The organism is Amycolatopsis sp. FDAARGOS 1241, assembly GCF_016889705.1.
In the GTDB taxonomy this organism is placed as follows: Bacteria; Actinomycetota; Actinomycetes; order Mycobacteriales; family Pseudonocardiaceae; genus Amycolatopsis.
On sequence record NZ_CP069526.1, the window covers coordinates 7,761,983 to 7,778,326 of the forward strand.

Annotated in this window: 16 protein-coding genes; 9 read left to right on the forward strand and 7 right to left on the reverse strand. The window is 72.5% G+C overall.

The annotated features are described in order from the left end of the window. Positions 1–28: 28 nt before the first annotated feature. Together I6J71_RS37710 and I6J71_RS37715 are read right to left on the reverse strand one after the other, a co-directional pair. Positions 29–829 carry a thioredoxin domain-containing protein gene (locus I6J71_RS37710; protein ID WP_239154146.1) on the reverse strand — a complete coding sequence of 267 codons (801 nt, stop codon included), beginning with the start codon at positions 827–829 and terminating at the stop codon, positions 29–31. 2 nt (positions 830–831) lie between these two features. Further along, complete coding sequence (locus I6J71_RS37715; protein ID WP_204097431.1) at positions 832–1,371, reverse strand: MauE/DoxX family redox-associated membrane protein; 540 nt, start codon at positions 1,369–1,371, stop codon at positions 832–834. Between the two features lie 88 nt (positions 1,372–1,459). Here I6J71_RS37715 and I6J71_RS37720 point away from each other — a divergent pair, with 88 nt between their 5' ends. The 4 genes from I6J71_RS37720 to I6J71_RS37735 all read left to right on the forward strand — a co-directional run bounded on the left by I6J71_RS37720 (position 1,460) and on the right by I6J71_RS37735 (position 6,512). Continuing rightward, entirely contained in the window at positions 1,460–2,290 is an 831-nt protein-coding gene (locus tag I6J71_RS37720) for a glutamate ABC transporter substrate-binding protein (protein WP_204091225.1), read from the forward strand. Continuing rightward, positions 2,290–4,710 (forward strand): ATP-dependent helicase HrpB, encoded by a 2,421-nt coding sequence (gene hrpB, locus I6J71_RS37725; RefSeq protein WP_204091226.1) that lies wholly within the window; start codon positions 2,290–2,292, stop codon positions 4,708–4,710. The genes I6J71_RS37720 and hrpB overlap by 1 nt, the downstream gene beginning before the upstream one ends. 102 nt (positions 4,711–4,812) lie before the next feature. After that, entirely contained in the window at positions 4,813–5,724 is a 912-nt protein-coding gene (locus tag I6J71_RS37730) for an ATP-binding cassette domain-containing protein (RefSeq protein WP_204091227.1), read from the forward strand. Continuing rightward, complete coding sequence (locus I6J71_RS37735; RefSeq protein ID WP_204091228.1) at positions 5,721–6,512, forward strand: ABC transporter permease subunit; 792 nt, start codon at positions 5,721–5,723, stop codon at positions 6,510–6,512. Before I6J71_RS37730 ends, I6J71_RS37735 begins: the two co-directional genes overlap by 4 nt. Before the next feature lie 18 nt (positions 6,513–6,530). Here the strand turns inward: I6J71_RS37735 and I6J71_RS37740 are convergent, their stop codons facing one another. Further along, positions 6,531–7,085, reverse strand: coding sequence for a TetR/AcrR family transcriptional regulator (locus tag I6J71_RS37740; RefSeq protein WP_204091229.1), 555 nt, complete (start codon positions 7,083–7,085; stop codon positions 6,531–6,533). Positions 7,086–7,135: 50 nt separating this feature from the next. On the opposite strand from I6J71_RS37740, the gene I6J71_RS37745 reads away from it, so the two are divergent. Next, complete coding sequence (locus I6J71_RS37745; protein ID WP_204091230.1) at positions 7,136–8,278, forward strand: FAD-dependent monooxygenase; 1,143 nt, start codon at positions 7,136–7,138, stop codon at positions 8,276–8,278. Here I6J71_RS37745 and I6J71_RS37750 read toward each other — a convergent pair. Both I6J71_RS37750 and I6J71_RS37755 read right to left on the reverse strand, forming a co-directional pair. After that, a complete protein-coding gene (locus tag I6J71_RS37750; protein ID WP_204091231.1) occupies positions 8,223–8,897 on the reverse strand; it encodes a response regulator transcription factor in 675 nt (224 codons plus the stop codon). The genes I6J71_RS37745 and I6J71_RS37750 overlap by 56 nt on opposite strands. Next, the gene (locus I6J71_RS37755) at positions 8,894–10,462 is read right to left on the reverse strand and encodes a sensor histidine kinase (protein WP_204091232.1); all 1,569 of its coding nucleotides are present in this window, start codon (positions 10,460–10,462) and stop codon (positions 8,894–8,896) included. Before I6J71_RS37755 ends, I6J71_RS37750 begins: the two co-directional genes overlap by 4 nt. A gap of 74 nt (positions 10,463–10,536) precedes the next feature. Between I6J71_RS37755 and I6J71_RS37760 the strand changes: the two genes are divergently transcribed. Both I6J71_RS37760 and I6J71_RS37765 read left to right on the forward strand, forming a co-directional pair. Further along, the gene (locus tag I6J71_RS37760) at positions 10,537–10,746 is read left to right on the forward strand and encodes a hypothetical protein (protein ID WP_204091233.1); all 210 of its coding nucleotides are present in this window, start codon (positions 10,537–10,539) and stop codon (positions 10,744–10,746) included. After that, positions 10,743–11,471, forward strand: coding sequence for a hypothetical protein (locus I6J71_RS37765; protein WP_204091234.1), 729 nt, complete (start codon positions 10,743–10,745; stop codon positions 11,469–11,471). Before I6J71_RS37760 ends, I6J71_RS37765 begins: the two co-directional genes overlap by 4 nt. Here the strand turns inward: I6J71_RS37765 and I6J71_RS37770 are convergent. Continuing rightward, complete coding sequence (locus I6J71_RS37770; protein WP_204091235.1) at positions 11,453–11,674, reverse strand: hypothetical protein; 222 nt, start codon at positions 11,672–11,674, stop codon at positions 11,453–11,455. The genes I6J71_RS37765 and I6J71_RS37770 overlap by 19 nt on opposite strands. A gap of 11 nt (positions 11,675–11,685) precedes the next feature. After that, positions 11,686–12,816, reverse strand: a complete 1,131-nt coding sequence (locus I6J71_RS37775; RefSeq protein ID WP_204091236.1) for an inorganic phosphate transporter — start codon at positions 12,814–12,816, stop codon at positions 11,686–11,688. A gap of 1,087 nt (positions 12,817–13,903) precedes the next feature. Here I6J71_RS37775 and I6J71_RS37780 point away from each other — a divergent pair. Next, positions 13,904–14,281 (forward strand): hypothetical protein, encoded by a 378-nt coding sequence (locus I6J71_RS37780; RefSeq protein ID WP_204097626.1) that lies wholly within the window; start codon positions 13,904–13,906, stop codon positions 14,279–14,281. A gap of 197 nt (positions 14,282–14,478) precedes the next feature. Continuing rightward, a complete protein-coding gene (locus I6J71_RS50210; protein WP_304503254.1) occupies positions 14,479–15,849 on the forward strand; it encodes an acyltransferase in 1,371 nt (456 codons plus the stop codon). Positions 15,850–16,344 lie beyond the last annotated feature (495 nt).

Genomic DNA, 16,344 nt, shown 5'->3' on the forward strand with positions numbered 1-16,344 from the left:
CGGCCGGAGGAACTACCGGATCAGGCGCTCAGCTCTGCGTGCCGTTCAGCACGGCCGACAGCCAGTCGCCGGAGGCCGAGATGGCCTTGCCGTTGACCGCGACGGTCGGGGTGCCGAAGCCGCGCTGCCCGCCCGGGAAGTCCTGGGCCAGGTTGGGGTCGTTCTCCGCCTGCTGGAACGCCGTCTGGATCTGCGCGTCGTAAGTCCCCGCGTTCACGGTCTGCGCGAACTTCGGGTCGGTGATGCCAAGGTCCTGGCCGAGCTTGATCAGCTGCGCCTTGTCGTACCCGCGGCCGCCCTCTTCCGGCTGGTTCTTGAACAGCGAGTCGTGGAACGCGGTGAACTTCTGCGACGCGACGGCCGCCAGTGCCGCGTTGGCCGAGTCGAGCGAGTAGCCCGGCGGATCGGAGCGGTCGTTGAGCAGGGTGACCATGTGGTACCGCACGGTCAGCTGGCCGTTGTTGACCGCCTGCTCGATCTTCGCGCCGTAGGTGTCCTGCAGCTGCTTGCAGTACGGGCAGAGGAAGTCGGCGTAGATGTCGACCGTCTTCGGGGCGCCGGGCTTGCCGACGGAGACGGCCACGCCGTCGAGCTTCTCCACCACACCGGGGCCGAGCGTCGTCGACGTGCTCGCCGCGATGGCCGACCCCTCGGTCGAGTTCTTGTTCGAGTTGATCCACACGACCCCGCCGATGACGACGGCCGCCACCACCACTACCGCCACCACGACGGCGATGATCTTGTTGCGGTCGCTCGCGGCGCCCCGCGCCTGTGCCACGGACTTCGCGGCCTGCGCCTGGCGCTGGCGCTTCCGCGCTGCTTCACCCACGGTCACTCTTTCCCTTCAGCGATGCTCGCCCGGTTCGCGAGCGGCGCGGAGCTCCCGGGCCCCGCGCTCGTGTCGTCTGTCGTGCGCTGCCGGCCCCAGCCGAGCCAGCCGTCGACCGAGAACAGCGTGCGCGGGCGCACCAGCAGCCAGACGGCCAGCAGGGCGAACCCGGTGTCGCGCAAGATCTCCTGCGGGTACGCGGTCTGGCCGGCGGCCACCTGGCCGCCGCCGCCGAAGCAGCCGCAGTCGATGCTCAGCCCGCGCGCCCACGACTGGGCGATGCCGGCCACGAGCACGGCCAGCAGCACCAGCGCCACGGTCGCGACCCAGCGCGTGGCCAGCCCGAACAGCAGCAGCAGGCCGAGCACCAGCTCGACCAGTGGCAGCGCGGTGGCGACCGGCCTAATCAGCTCCTGCGGCAGCACGTCGTAAGCCTTCACGGCGATGAACGTCTGCCCCGGGTCAGCCAGTTTGATGGCACCCGAAATGAGCCACACGGCCGCGAGCCCGAGCCGGGCCAGCGTGCCGATGGTGTCGAGCACGGGTTGGGACAGTCGTCGCACACGCCTAGGCTAGCTGCCGGACCTGAGAACTTCGTGAGTTGTCAACACCCGGGCACAGGAGGGGGACATGCGGGCTCGCGCGGTGTTCGCCGCCCTGTTGCTGCTGGTCACGTGCGTGGCTTGCGGTTCGGGCACGGTCACGCGGTCGGATTCGCTCGTGAAACGCGCGCGTGACGGTGACCACCTCACGATCGGGATCCGCTTCGACGCGCCCGGCCTCTCGCAGCGCACGATCGACGGCCGGTTCACCGGCTTCGACGTCGACGTCGCCGAGTTCGTCGCAAACGAACTGGGCGTGGACGCGGCCCACATCACGTGGCACGAAACCACGCCGGCCACGCGCGAGACGGACCTGTCCTCGGGCAGCGTCGACCTCGTGGTCGCCACGTACTCGATCACCGACAAGCGCAAGCAGCAGGTGTCGTTCGCCGGCCCGTACTTCGTCACCGGCCAGGACCTGCTGGTGCGGCTCACCTCATCGGACATCACCGGCCCGGAGAGCCTCAACGGCCGGCGGCTGTGCTCCGTGACCGGTTCCACGCCCGCCCAGCAGGTGCGCGACAAGTTCGCGCAGGCCGTGCAGCTGGTCGAGTACCCGCGCTACCCCGACTGCGTCACGGCCCTGCTCGCCGGGCAGGTCGACGCCGTGACCACCGACGCGGTGATCCTCGCCGGGTACGTCGCGCAGGATCCCGAGCTGCTGCGCGTGGTCGGGCACCCGTTCTCGACCGAGCGCTACGGCGTCGGCCTGCGCAAGGGTGACACCGAGGGCCGGCACGCCGTGGACGACGCGATCCGCAAGATGGTCTCGAGCGGCGCATGGCTCAGGTCGCTGCAGGCCAACATCGGCCCGTCGGACTACCCGCTGCCGAAACCGCCGGAGATCACCGAGCAGTGATGGCGCTGGAGAACCTGCCCGACCTCCCGGTCCGCGCGGTCCTGCCCGACGTGCTGGCCGCGCTGGCGGACCACGGCACCGCCGTCCTCGTCGCGCCGCCCGGCACCGGCAAGACGACGCTCGTACCGCTCGCGCTGGAGCGGGACGGCGGTCGCGTCGTGGTCGCCGAACCGCGGCGCCTCGCCGCCCGCGCGGCGGCCGCGCGCATGGCCACCCTGCTGGGTGAACGGGTGGGCGAGACCGTCGGCTACTCGGTGCGCGGTGACCGGAAGGTGTCGGCGCGCACCCGGATCGAGGTCGTCACGTCGGGCCTGCTGGTGCGGCGCGTGCAGAACGACCCCGAGCTCACCGGGGTGTCGACCGTGCTGCTCGACGAGTGCCACGAACGCCACCTCGACGCCGACCTGTTGCTGGCGCTGCTGCTGGACGTCCGCGCGGGCTTGCGCGACGACCTGCGGCTGCTCGCGACGTCGGCCACCGTAGCGTCCGGCCGGCTCGCCCAGCTGCTCGGCGCCGCGCCCGTTGTGACCGCGCACGCCCGCACCTACCCCGTCGAGCTCACCTACCGCGCGCCCGCTCGCGGCGCGCGGGTCGAGCAGAGCGTGGCGGCAGCGGTCCGAGTCGCACTGTCCGAAGGAGCCGGTGACGTGCTCGCGTTCCTGCCCGGCGCCGGAGAAATCGCGCGCACGACTTCGTTGCTGGGTTCGCTCGAGGCCGACGTGCTGCCCCTGCACGGCCGGCTCAGCGCCGCCCGCCAGGACGAAGCGCTGCGGCCACGCGACCGGCGGCGCGTGGTGCTGGCGACGGCCGTCGCGGAGTCGAGCCTGACGGTCCCGGGCGTGCGCGCCGTCGTGGACTCCGGGCTCGCGCGGGTGCCGCGTGTCGACCACCGCCGCGGCCTGGCTGGGCTGGCGACCGTGCGGGTGTCCGCGGCCGTGGCCGAGCAGCGCGCCGGCCGTGCGGGCCGCGAGGCGCCGGGCCGCGCGTACCGCTGCTGGCCGGAGCACGAGCAGGCGACGCTGCCCGCCTACCCCGAGCCCGAGATCCGCACGGCCGAGCTTGCGCGGTTCGCCTTGGAACTCGCTTGCTGGTCCACTCCGGACGGCACCGGCCTGGCGTGGTGGGACCCGCCGGGTGAGGGCGCGCTCGCGGCCGCCCGCGCCTTGCTGGTCACGCTCGGTGCGACGGACGCCGACGGCACGGTGACCCCGCGCGGGCGGCGCATGGCCGACCTCGGCCTGCACCCGAGGCTGGCCCGCGCGTTGCTCGACGGATCCGAAGCCGTCGGCGCCCGCGCGGCCGCCGAAGTCGTGGCGCTGCTCGACGCCGGCGCGCAGCTCACCGACGTCGAGGCCGAGCTGCGCCGGTTGCGCGGCGGCACCGACGACGCGGCGCGGCGGTGGAAAACCGAGGTACGCCGGCTCACGGGACTGGTGAAGTCGCCGGCGCAGCACGGAAAACCCGATGCGGCGCTGATCGTCGCGCTGGCCCACCCCGAGCGGCTCGCGCGGCGGCGCAGCGGTACCGCGCCGGTGTACCTCATGGCCGGCGGCACCGCGGCCGAACTGCCCGCGGGCAGCGGGATCGGCGTGACCGAATGGCTCGCGGTCGGCGAAGCGACCCGCGACCCGGGCCGCGCACAGGGCGCGATCCGGCTCGCCGCCGTGGCCGACGAAAAGCTCGCCGTGCGTGCGGCGCCCGCCTTGCTGTCGGAAGTGGACGAGGTCGCGTGGGACGGTGACGTGGTGGCCCGGCACGTGCGCCGGCTCGGCGCGATCGTGCTCGCCGAGCGCCCGTTGCGTGCGCCGGCACCGGAACTCGTCCACGACGCGCTCGTCACCGGCCTGCGCACCGAAGGGCTCGGCCTGCTGCGCTGGACCGACGACGGCCGCCGGCTGCGCGAGCGGCTGGCGTTCCTGCACGGAGTGCTCGGCGAGCCGTGGCCCGCGGTCGACGACGGCACCCTGCTGTCCGAAGTGGACAGCTGGCTCGATCTGTCGCGCGCCCGCCGCCGCGCCGATCTCGCGAACGTGGACGCCGGCGCTGCCCTGCGCGGGCTGCTGCCGTGGCCCGAAGCCGCGCGGCTCGACGAACTGGCCCCCGATCGGCTCGAGGTCCCGTCCGGCTCCCGTTACCGCGTGGACTACACCGGGGACCAGCCCGTGCTCGCGGTGAAACTGCAGGAGACGTTCGGCTGGGGCGCCACGCCGACGGTGGCCGACGGCCGCGTCCCCGTGCTCCTGCACCTGCTCTCCCCCGCAGGCCGGCCCGCCGCCGTGACGGCCGACCTGGAGTCGTTCTGGCGCACCGGCTACGCCGCCGTGCGCGCCGACCTGCGCGGCCGCTACCCGAAGCACCCGTGGCCGGAGGACCCCGCCACCGCGACCCCGACCCGCCACACCACCCGACGGCAGCGTTGACCCCTGTCGAAAGTCGGGGGTCGGCCCGACCGGACGACCGATGTCCGCAGCGGGTGCGCGAACGCAGACTCGGTGCCCAGGGATCCGACCGAGGGAGCGCACATGATCACGCTTCGCGGACTGACGAAGCGCTACTGGGAGAAAACGGTGGTCGACGGCCTCACGTGCGTCGTCGCGCCCGGCAGCGTCACGGGGTTTCTCGGGCCGAACGGCTCGGGCAAGTCCACGACCATGCGCATGACGGTGGGCCTCGACCACCCGAGCGCGGGCGACGTGCTGGTGAACGGCAAACCGTACGCCGAGCTGAAGCACCCGCTGCGGGAAGTGGGGGCGCTGCTCGAAGCCAGGGCGCTGCACCCGGGCCGCAGCGCCGCGCGCCACCTCACCGCGATGGCTCGCAGCAACGGAATTCCGACCGCCCGCGTCGAAGCGGTGCTCGACACCGTCGGGCTCAGCGACGTCGCGGGCAAGCGAGCCGGGCAGTTCTCGCTCGGCATGGGGCAGCGGCTGGGGATCGCGGGCGCGCTGCTCGGCGACCCCGGCGTGCTGATGTTCGACGAGCCGATCAACGGCCTCGACCCCGACGGCGTGCGCTGGGTGCGGCAGCTGATGCGCTCGCTCGCCGAGGAGGGCCGCACGGTGTTCGTGTCAAGCCACCTCATGAGCGAGATGCAGCTGACGGCCGACCACCTCGTGGTGATCGGCAAGGGCAAACTCCTGGCCGACGCGCCGATCGACGAGTTCATCGCCGGCCACTCGCGCAGTTCGGTCGCGGTGCGCGTGCCGGCGCCGCGCGAGCGCGACACGCTCGCGCGGCACCTGCAGGCGCAGGGCGCGTCCGTGCAGCCCGACGGCGACGAGCTGCTCGTGACCGGCGCCGACGTCACGCAGGTCGGGGACCTCGCGCACCAGCTGGGTGTGCGGCTGCACGGCCTCGGCGAGCGCACGGCTTCCCTGGAGCAGGCATATCTGGAACTGACCGCTTCGTCGGTGGAATACGGGGTGACGGCATGACGACCACACAGGTGCGCGCCGGTGGTGGGCTCGCGGGCGCAGCCGCGTCGGAGTGGACGAAGTTCTGGTCGGTGCGGGCGACGTGGTGGTGCCTGTCCGGAGGCTTCCTGCTGATGCTCCTGTACAGCGGGGTTTCCGGGCTGTCGCAACGGTTCGGCGAAATCGACCCGCCGCAGGGGCCGCACTCGATCGTGGTGAACGGCTCGATCTACCTCGTCGAGTTCTGCGTGATCGCAGCGGCGACGCTGTTCGTCACGAGCGAGTACGCGAGCGGCAGCATCCGCTCGACGCTGCAGTGGGTACCGGTGCGCTCCCGCGTGACGCTGGCGAAGGCAGTGATCCTGGTGCCGGTGCTCTTCGCGTACGGCGTGGTGCTGGCACTGGTCGGCATGCTGCTGTCGGCGGCGCTGATGCCGAGCGGGGCCGCGACGACGACGTTCGGCGAAGGGTTCGCCGCGGCGGCGGGCATGGGCGCGTACTTCGCGCTGCTCGGCGTGCTGTGCGCGGGCATCGGCTTCGCGCTGCGCAGCGCGGCCGGGACCATCGTGGTCGTGATGGTGCTGCTGCTGCCGTTGCCGATGCTGCTCTCGGCGTACGTGGCGCCCGAGCTCATGAACTACTTCCCGGCGTTCGCGGGGCTCAACGGGATGGTGCCCGGCGGGGAGGCGAACCCGCTGCTCGGCGGGTACTCGCCGTACTCGCCGCTCGTGGGCGTGCTGATCTGCCTGGTGTGGGCGGCGGCGGGGCTGCTGCTCGGGACTTCGGTGCTGAAGAAGCGCGACGCCTGAAGGTTTCCGGCCTCCCCTTCACCGCGTGAGGGGGAGACCGAGGCCCTTGAGCACGGCCCGGGCCCCGTCGGCGAGCTCCATCCGATCGGGTGGATTTGTCGACCCGGCGCCGGCGAGGGCGTAGAAGATCGAGCCGTCGAGCCAGTTGAGCAACACGCGCGTGTGCCGTTCGGGCTGCGGTGAGCCCGCGGCGGCGAGCAGTTCGACGCAGCGGTCGCGAATGGTGCGGCCGCCCTCGTCGTAAGCCGCGCGCAACTCGGGGCGGCGCGTGGCCTCGAGCGCGAACTCGTAGCGCGCCAGCATCCGGCTGCGGCCGACGGTGATGGCCGCGTGGACCGTCGCGGCGAGGACGTCGGCGAGGTCCTTCGCGCACGCGTCGATGACGGCTTCGTCGAGCTCGACCATCCGCGCCATCGCGAGTTCCAGCAACGCGCGCCGCGTGCGCGCGTAGTACGAGGTCGAACCCGCGGGCAGGCCCGCGGCGCGGTCGACGGCCCGGTGGGTGAGCCCGCGCATGCCCTCGGCGGCGATCACCTCGATCGCGGCGTCACCGAGCACCGAAATCCTGTCCACAATCTCACTCTACAGGTGTAGAGTCCTCTACAGGCGTAGAGGAGGCGGTCATGGAGCAACGGCACGTCGTCGTGATCGGCGGTGGCATCGGAGGACTGAGCGCGGCGGTCGGGCTGCACCGCACCGGCTGGCAAGTGACGGTGTACGAACGCGCTTCGGAGTTCACGGGCATCGGCGCCGGGATCTCGATCTGGCCCAACGCGCAGCGGGCGCTCGCCGAGCTGGGCGTCGAGGCGCCCCTGGCCCCCCAGCGCGACGGCGCGCTGCTCGACCCGCGCGGCCGCGAGCTCGCGCGGTGGGCGATGGACCCGTACGTGCGCCGCTACGGTCTCCCGCTCACCGCGATCCACCGTGCGGACCTGATCGACGCGTTGCGCGCCGCCCTGCCGGAGTCGAGCCTGCACACCGGCGTCGACGTGCTTTCGGCCTCCTCCGACGGACTCGTGCGGCACGCGACCGGCACGATCCGCGCCGACCTGGTCGTCGCGGCCGACGGCGTCCACAGCCCAGTCCGCGCGTCGCTCCACCCGCAGGCGCGCTTGGCCTACAGCCGCGGCACCGCGTTCCGCGGCGTCGCCGAACTGCCCGGGACCCGACTGAGCACCACGTGGGGCCGCGGGACGGAGGTCGGCGTCCTGCCCCTGCACGACGGCCGCGCGTACTGGTGGGTGGCCGAAGCGCGCCCGGAAGGCATCCGTCACGACGACGTGCGCGCCTACCTGCTCGACCGCTACGGCGACTGGCACGCCCCGGTTCCGACGCTGATCTGCGCGACGCCGGAGATCCTGCACCACGACCTGTACCAGCTGGCCGCCCGGCTGCCCTCCTACGTCTCCGGCCGCCTCGTCCTCCTCGGCGACGCCGCGCACGCCATGCCCCCGTACCTCGGCCAGGGCGGCTGCATGGCTCTCGAAGACGCCGTCGTCCTCGCCGCCGCGCTGTCCTCGACGGACGACGTCACCGAAGGCCTGCGCCGCTACGACGCGGAACGCCGCCCGCGCAGCCAGCGCGTCTGGCACGCATCGATCCGCGCCGGATCCGCCGGCCCGCTGCTGCGCAACCCCCTCGGGCGCGCCCTGCGCACCGCGGTGCTCCGGCTGGCCCCCGCGTCCGCGATGTCCCACGCGGAGAGCTGGATCAACGGCTGGACGCCGCCTCGTCTCCCCCGACCAGCCCGGCCTCGTACGCCGTGATCGCGGCCTGCACGCGGTTGCGCGCGCCCAGGCGCGTGAGGATCGTGCTGACGTGGGCCTTGACCGTGCCCTCGACCACGAACATGCGGCTCGCGATGTCCGCATTGGACAGTCCGGCGGCGAGCAGGGTCAGCACCTCGCGTTCGCGGGCCGTCAGGGCGGCGACGCGTTCCCGGGCCGCCGCGCCCCGCGACAGGCGGCTGCCGGACAGGCGGGCGATGACGCGCGAGGCGACCTTCGGCGACAGGAACGCGGCCCCGTCGGCGACGGCGTGGATGCCGGACAGCAGCTCTCGCGGGTCGCCGGCCTTGAGGAGGAAGCCGCTGGCGCCGAGGCCCAGGGCGCGTTCGATGTAGGCGTCCTCGCCGAAGGTCGTCAGCATGATCACGCCCGTGTCGGGCAGCAGTCGGCGGATCTCCTCCGCCGCGGCGAGGCCATCGAGCCCGGGCATGCGGATGTCGAGCAGCGCGACGTCCGGGCGGGTGGCCAGGGCCTGCTCCACGGCCTCGCGGCCGTCGCCGGCTTCGGCGACCACCGAGAGGTTCTTGTCGGAAGCCAGGATCGCCGCGACGCCCGCGCGGATCATCGTCTCGTCGTCGGCCAGCAGCAAGCGGATCACGGTTGTTCGGCCTCGCTGTAGATGTCCTTGGTCACGAGCCGGTCGCCCGCGAAGCACAGCCGGATGGCCGCATACCGCACGTTCCACCAGCTGCTCGACGTCCCGTAGTACTCGCACGCGGTCCCCGCCGGCCGCGGCGGCTCACCGTTCGACGGTTTCGCGAGCCGTTGCTGCGAAGGCAGGAGCGGAGCAATCGCCTGCCGCGTGTCCCCCACCTCGATCTGCTCGTAGACCCCCATCGACACCTCCGAGCCGTACCACTGCAACAGGAACGCCACCCCGCTGCCACCGATGACCACGCCGAACAGCGCCAGCGGGATCACGATGGCCTGCACCAGGCTGCGCCGCACGTCGCGGCGCACCAGTTCCAGCTCGCGCGCCGACTCCGACTGCCCCATCTCGTCGGTGCCGGACTCGTCCTCGGGCACCGGCGCCGCGTCGTGCGGCAGCGTCGCCACGAGCTCGAAGCCGCCCCGCGCGTCGGGCCCGGCCCGCAGCGTCCCGCCGACCAGCCGGACGCGCTCACGTAGCCCGATCAGCCCGCGGCGGCCCGACGTGCCCGGCAACGGGCCCGCGGGCGGCGGCGCGTTGACCACGCGCAGCTCAGTGGCTTTGGGAGAGCTCAGCACCCGCACGGTCACCGCCGCACCGGGCGCGTGCTTGGCGACGTTCGTCAGCGCTTCCTGCAGCACGCGGTACGCCGCCCGCGCGACCATCGGCGGCGCCGCCGCGAGACCGGCCACCTGCGACTCGATCAGCAGCCCCGACGCTCGCGCCCGCCCGATCAGCTCTCCCAGGTCACCCTGCACGGGCTCGACGGGCGCCGCGTCCTCGCGCAGCACGCCGATGATCTCGCGCAGGCGCTCGGTCGCCGTCGCCGCGCTCTCCCTCAGCTCAGAAGCCGCGGCGCGCTGGACGTCGTCCAGGCCACCGGCCACCTCGAGCGCCGCCGCGCGCACGGCGATCAGGCTCAGCTCGTGGCCCAGCGAATCGTGCATGTCGCTGGCGATCCGCGCGCGCTCGCGCAGCCGCGCCTGGTCAGCGACGAGCCGCTGGCGGCTCTCCATCTCCTCCGCCCGCCGCCAGCCGGCCCGGGCCAGCTCCCGCCGCAGCCGGACGTGCCGGCCGAGCAGCCACGGCGCCACCGCCGCGAACGCGAGCACCCCGAGCATCGCCCCCCACGCCCCGAACCCCGCCGACGGCAGCAGCAGCGCCACCGGCAGACCGGCCAGCGCGATGCCCGTGCCCGCGAGCAAAGCCACGCGCACCTGCGTCAGCCGCAGCCCGGTGAGGTACCCCACGATGACCATGAGGAAGACCTCCCACACGGCCACGCGCCCGCCCCAGCCGAACGCCACCACCACGGCCGTGCACATGGTCACGACCAGCGAGACCGCCGGCAGCCTGCGGCTCGCCGCGACCGCGACCGTCACGGCGACGAAGCCGAAGATCAGCTCCCAGTGGTCGGGGTTGTTCGACGCGTCGATCCCCACGACCAGGCACAGGAAGATCCAGAGCAGGACGTCGAGCACCACGCGCCACCTGCGTCTGGCCACCCCCTTCATGCCGCTGACGCTACAAGGGCCCGCGTGGCGGCCACCACTGTCGAAAGTCAAGGCCTGGGGCAAAATGGCTGACCATGGCTGAGCGCACACTCGCCGAGCAGCTCGGCGGCCCGCTGCCCGAGGGCATCGAAGCCCTGCCCGAGGACGCCCGGCGCGACCTCGCCGCCGCCCTGCGCGACGCGCGGCACCGGCAGGCCAAGGCCCTCGCGCGAGCGGGTGAGGAAGGCCTGAAGTACGTGCCCGCGCTGCTGCGCGGCGCCGTCCGCAAAGCGGTGGGCCTGTGAACCCGGAGATCCTCAAGCTCGCGCGCGTGCTCGACGTCGAACCGGCGCGGCTGGCCTACCTGGGCGACGTGGACCCGGCCGACCTGCAGCTGTTCCGCGAACAGGTCACGACCACGCTGTTCGACGCGAACCTCGTGGTGCTCGAACGCATGGCGCTGGCCAGCCGCCTGCTGCCCGCGCCGGTGGTCGCGAAGATCGCCGAGAAGGTGTTCGGCCCGCTGTTGTGCGCGCGGATCGCCGGGCTGGTCGACGTCTCACGCGGGGTCGACGTCGCGAAGCGGCTGCCGCCGAAATTCCTCGCCTCGGTGGCCGCGGAGCTGGACCCGCGGCGCGCGACGTCGATCATCACGCGCATCCCGATCGACACGGTGGTCGCGGTGGCCGGCGAGCTCACGCGGCGGGAGGACTGGATCACGCTCGGCCGGTTCGTCGGGCACCTGCCGGACCCGACTGTGCGGCGCAGCCTCGACGTGCTGGACGATGCCGCGCTGCTGCGGACCGCGTACGTGCTCGACGACAAGAGCCGCATCGACCACGTGCTGGGGCTGCTGCCCGCCGGCCGGCTGCCGCGGCTGATCCGCGCGGCCGGCGCCGACGAGTCGTTGTGGGAGCCGGCGCTCGACGTGCTGGCGCATCTGGGAAAAGCTCGCCGAGAAGCGGTGCTCCCGCTGCTCGACGAGCTTCCTGGCGAACTGCGCTCGCGCGCTCAGGCGACAATCAAGTAGATCCCGTAGCCGACCACCGCCGCGCACACGGCGAAGCACACGATGGAACCCGTCAGCTGCACGACGCCGCTGCCGCCGCGCTCGCGGGCCACCTCGCGGCCCGCGAGGCCGCGGACGCCGTAGGCGAACAGCACCGTCAGCACCACCGCCGCGCCGAGGGCGACGACGAAGACCAGCCCCAGAGAGCCCCAGTCGATGTCCATGTCCCGCTCCCTCAGGCCGCGACCGGAGCCGGCTTCGCGGCTTCGGGCTCGTCGTTGATGTTCGTGGCGGTCACCGGGTTGCGGCGCGAGGTGAGCCAGATGCCCAGCGCCACGAGCACACCGACGCCGCCGACGAGGATCGTGCCCCAGCTGCCGCGCGTCGAGATCGCCGCGGCGACGGCGCCCACGATCGCGGCGGCCGGCAGCGTGAGCACCCACGCGATGACCATCTTGCCCGCGATGCCCCAGCGGACCTCGGCGAGCTTGCGGCCGAGACCGGAACCGATGATGCCGCCCGAGGTGACGTGGGTGGTCGAGAGCGCGAAGCCCAGGTGCGACGACGCGAGGATCACGGCCGCGGAGCTCGTCTCGGCCGCGAAGCCTTGCGGCGTCTGGATTTCGGTGAGCTTCTTGCCCATCGTCTGGATGATGCGCCAGCCGCCGAGGTAGGTGCCGAGCGCGATCGCCAGGCCGCAGGCGATGATGACCCACAGCGGCGGGTTCGAGCCGGGCGCGAGCGTGCCGCCGGCGATGAGCGTGAGGGTGATGACACCCATGGTCTTCTGCGCGTCGTTGGTGCCGTGCGCGAGCGACACGAGGCTGGCCGAGAGGACCTGGCCGGTCTTGAAGCTGCTGCGGACGACGCCGTCCTTCGCCGTCGCAGTGATCCGGTAGGTGAGGAACGTGCCGACGAGCGCCACTAGCCCGGCGACGATCGGCGAAGCGACCGCGGGGATCAGCACCTTCTCGACGACCTTGCCGAAGTGCACGGCGTCCGCGCCCGACGCGATCCACGTCGCGCCGATCAGACCGCCGAACAGCGCGTGCGAAGAACTCGACGGCAGCCCGACGAGCCACGTGACGAGGTTCCAGATGATCGCGCCGACGAGCCCGGCGAAGATCACCACCGGCGTCACCTTCGTGTCATCCACGATGCCACCGGAAATCGTCTTCGCGACCTCGATCGACAGAAAAGCCCCGACGAGGTTCAGCACGGCCGAAATGGCGACGGCGATTCTCGGTTTGAGGGCTCCCGTCGCGATCGAGGTGGCCATCGCGTTGGCCGTGTCGTGGAACCCGTTGGTGAAGTCGAAGGCAAGCGCCGCGACGATCACCACCAGGACGATCAAGGAAAAGTCCATGGGCTTTCTCCAGCTCGGTGGTCGTGCCATTTTGACGCTACCGATCAACCGAGGGAGCGCTGATCTCGTCGCAATGGCCAGTGCTTGAACTCTGAGTGAACGAGGGAACTGATGGGCAGACCCTTTTCCCGCGTTCACCTGGTGATCAGCGAACCGTTGGCACGGGGGCTCATTTCCGATTTGCCCGTTTCGCTTTGTTTAGTGCATTCGCACCGTCACGGTAGGGCCGGCCCCACCCCGAACACGGCGGCTCAGCCCAGTGCCCTTTCCCGCTTTCCCTGCGACGGTGGGGCTTTCCGCAGTGAAAGGGGCCCCGTGATGACCGGTCCGTACCACCCTCGCGGCGCCGGCTCTCCGCCGGAGACCGGCGGGATTCTCAGCTTTGGCGCGGAATCCGGCGCCCCGGAACCGAATTCCGCGACGACCGCGTTCGCGGGCGGCGGAAACCGGCTTGCCGGTCACGCACCCACCTCCGGCGGAAGCCGTCTACCCATCCTCTCGAGAGAAGACAGCGCCATGGAGGCGCCTGGGCCTTCGGACGAAATGGCGGGCGTTGCCGCCTCCGACCCGCAAAGCGACGACGGCGCCGGAAACCCGCGCGCCGGTCACGCGCCCGCCCCCGGCGCGAGTGGCCCTCCCGCCCTCACGAGACAAAGCAGCGCAGACGATGCACTTCGACCTTCGGATAGAACCTCGGGCGTTGCCGCCTCCGGCCCGCAAGGCGACGACAACGGCGCGAATCCGCGGGCCGGACACGCACCCGCAATCGCCGCAAGCGATCCACCCACCGTGACAAGGCGAAGCAGCACAGGCGACACACTTCGACCTTCAGGTGAAACGGCGGACACCGGCCCGCGCGGCGACGGCAACGCCGCGAACCCACACGCCTGGCACCCACGCGCAATCGGCCGAAGCAATCCACCCACCACCACAAGACGAAGCAGCACAGCCGACACACTTCGACCTTCGGTCGAAACGGCCGACACCGGCCCGCGAAGCGACAGCAACGGCGGGAATCCGCGGGCCGGACACGCACTCACCATTGGCGGAAGCGGTCCACCGACCCTCACGAGACGAAGCGCAGGGGATGCACCTCGACCTTCAGGTAAAACAGCGGACACCGGCCCGCGCGGCGACGGCAGCGCCACGAACCCGCGCGCCGGACACCCACCCGCAATCGATCCACCCACCACCACTACACGAAGCAGCACAGGCGACGCACCTCGACCTTCGCGCAAAACAGCCGACACCGGCCCGCGCGGCGACGGCAACGCCACGAACCCACACGCCGGGCACCCACGCGCAATCGGCCGAAGCGATCCACCCACCCCCACAAAACGAAGCAGCACAGCCGACGCACCTCGACCTTCAGATGAAGCGGCGGACGCCGACCAACCAGGCGACGGCGACGGCGGGAATCCGCGGGCCGGTCACGCGCCCGCATCCGGTGCAAGCGATCCGCTGACCCTCACGAGACGAAGCGCAAAGGATGCACTTCGACCTTCAGGTAAAACGGCGGACACCGGCCCGCGCGGCGACGGCAGCGCCACGAACCCGCTTCCCGCCGCCGGTAGTGGCGGGAAGCGGCGTCCGGGTGCGCCGGCGGGCGCCGGTCGGGGCCGTGGTTGGGGGTGGGCTCTGGTCGTCGCGGTGGTGTCCGGGGTGCTGGTGCACTTCGGGTTGGGGTTCGAGCCCGTGGCGGTGCTGGCGTGGGTCGCGCCGTTCCCGGTGTTGGTGGTGGCGCCGAGAGTGGGGGCGGGGGCGGCGGCCACGACCGCGTTCCTCGCGTACTTCGGTGGCAGCGCGGGGAGTTGGAGCTACTTCCTGCACTCGCAGTCGATCCCCTTGCCTGCGGCAGTGGCGATCTTGGTGGGGTCGCCGGTGTTGTTCGCGGCGGCGGTGGCGCTGTTCCGGCGACTCGTGCGCGTCGGGCGGCCTGTGCTCGCCGCCGTGGCGACGCCCGCGCTGTGGACGGCCGCGCTGTACGTCGTCGCGGTGATGAACCCGTTCGGAGTGATGGGAACGTTCGTGACGAGCCAGGGTGACGAGCCTGCCGTCCTGCGCGTGGCGTCCGTGACCGGTGGGTGGGGCGTCGAGTACCTCGTGCTGCTGGCCCCGGCCGCGCTCGCGGCGGCGCTGGCGCCCGGAGTCTGCTTGGCCGCGCGCGCCGGCATCACCGCGGTGACGGCGGCGGCCGTCGCCGGAACCCTCGCCTGGGGCGCGCAGCCGCCGGCCGCCGCGACGGACCACGTGCGCGTCGCCGTCGTCGCGCGCAGCGAGCCGAACTGGGCACCGGACCCGGGCACTCCCGCCGGGCAGCGCGTGCTCCGGTCCTATGTGGACGCGCTTCACGCGCTTCCACCCGACGTCCGCATCGCCGTGCTCCCCGAGGGCGCCTTCGGCACCGACCGAGCGCGGCTGGCGAACCTGACCAGTCCCCTCGCGGAGGTCGCCCGCACCAAGAACCTGCACATCGTCACCGGCGCGATCGTCGAGGACCCGCAGCACACCTACAACACCGCACTCGACGTGCCCCCGGCGGGCCCGGTCGTCGAATACCACAAGTGGCGCAACGGCTCCTCCCCCATCACATCCGGCCACGACCTCCCTTACCTCACCGGGCGGCCGATCGGCCTCGAGGTCTGCATGGACGTCAACGGCCCCTCCCCCACCCTCGACTACGGACGCGCCGGCACAGGCCTGCTCCTCATTCCCGCCTCCGACGAAGACGCCGATGGCTGGCAGCACAGCCGCACCGCCCTGCTCCGCGGCGTCGAGAGCGGCACCGCGGTGGCCTGGAGCGCCGCCCGCGGCGCCCCCACCCTCAGCGACGGCACCGGCCACATCCTCGCCCAGACCCGCACCGGTCGGACCCCGATGGCCACCGCCTTCGCCGACGTCCCCCTCGGCTCCGGCCGCACCCCCTACACCCGCTTCGGCGACTGGTTCGCGTGGCTCTGCGCCCTCATCGCGTTGGCCGGCCTCGCGTCCACGGTCCGCCGCACGCGCCGCCCGGACAGCCGAACGCCGTAGGGCCGTGCCAGGCGCCCGCACCTCCAGCTGGCGGGCCTCCGCACCACACGCCGCGGCACGGCGCCGGCCGACCCCACAACATGCCGGACCAACCGCCCGCGTGGCCACCAACGGACCGCCGCACGGCCCGCCCGGGCGGCCACTCAGCGAACCGCCGCACGGGCCGCCCGCATACCCGCACCAGCCGGCGCCGCACAGCACCGGACCAGCCGACCGCACAGCCACACCGGAGTACCGCGCCGCCCGCCAAGAACACACACCAGCCAGCAGCCCAGAGCAGCGGACCAACCCGCCCGCGCTGCCACGCACCGGACGCCACGCCGCACCGCCACAGACCCACATCGGAGCACCGCGCCAAGGCGCCCGTATACCAGCACCGGCCAGCCACGCCGAGCGCCGAGCAGCCGCACAATGGAGCACGGCGCTGGACGCCCGCAACCCGCGCCGATCAACCACTCACGCGACCACACGCCCGGAGCGCCGCACCGCCCGCCC

Excerpts from the sequence above, each read along its gene's own strand:
- I6J71_RS37720 (WP_204091225.1), top strand. The coding sequence starts at position 1,460 with ATGCGGGCTCGCGCGGTGTTCGCCGCCCTGTTGCTGCTGGTCACGTGC.
- hrpB (WP_204091226.1), top strand. The coding sequence starts at position 2,290 with ATGGCGCTGGAGAACCTGCCCGACCTCCCGGTCCGCGCGGTCCTGCCC.
- I6J71_RS37730 (WP_204091227.1), top strand. The coding sequence starts at position 4,813 with ATGATCACGCTTCGCGGACTGACGAAGCGCTACTGGGAGAAAACGGTG.
- I6J71_RS37735 (WP_204091228.1), top strand. The coding sequence starts at position 5,721 with ATGACGACCACACAGGTGCGCGCCGGTGGTGGGCTCGCGGGCGCAGCC.
- I6J71_RS37745 (WP_204091230.1), top strand. The coding sequence starts at position 7,136 with ATGGAGCAACGGCACGTCGTCGTGATCGGCGGTGGCATCGGAGGACTG.
- I6J71_RS37755 (WP_204091232.1), bottom strand. The coding sequence starts at position 10,462 with ATGAAGGGGGTGGCCAGACGCAGGTGGCGCGTGGTGCTCGACGTCCTG.
- I6J71_RS37760 (WP_204091233.1), top strand. The coding sequence starts at position 10,537 with ATGGCTGAGCGCACACTCGCCGAGCAGCTCGGCGGCCCGCTGCCCGAG.
- I6J71_RS37770 (WP_204091235.1), bottom strand. The coding sequence starts at position 11,674 with ATGGACATCGACTGGGGCTCTCTGGGGCTGGTCTTCGTCGTCGCCCTC.
- I6J71_RS37775 (WP_204091236.1), bottom strand. The coding sequence starts at position 12,816 with ATGGACTTTTCCTTGATCGTCCTGGTGGTGATCGTCGCGGCGCTTGCC.
- I6J71_RS37780 (WP_204097626.1), top strand. The coding sequence starts at position 13,904 with ATGCACCTCGACCTTCAGGTAAAACAGCGGACACCGGCCCGCGCGGCG.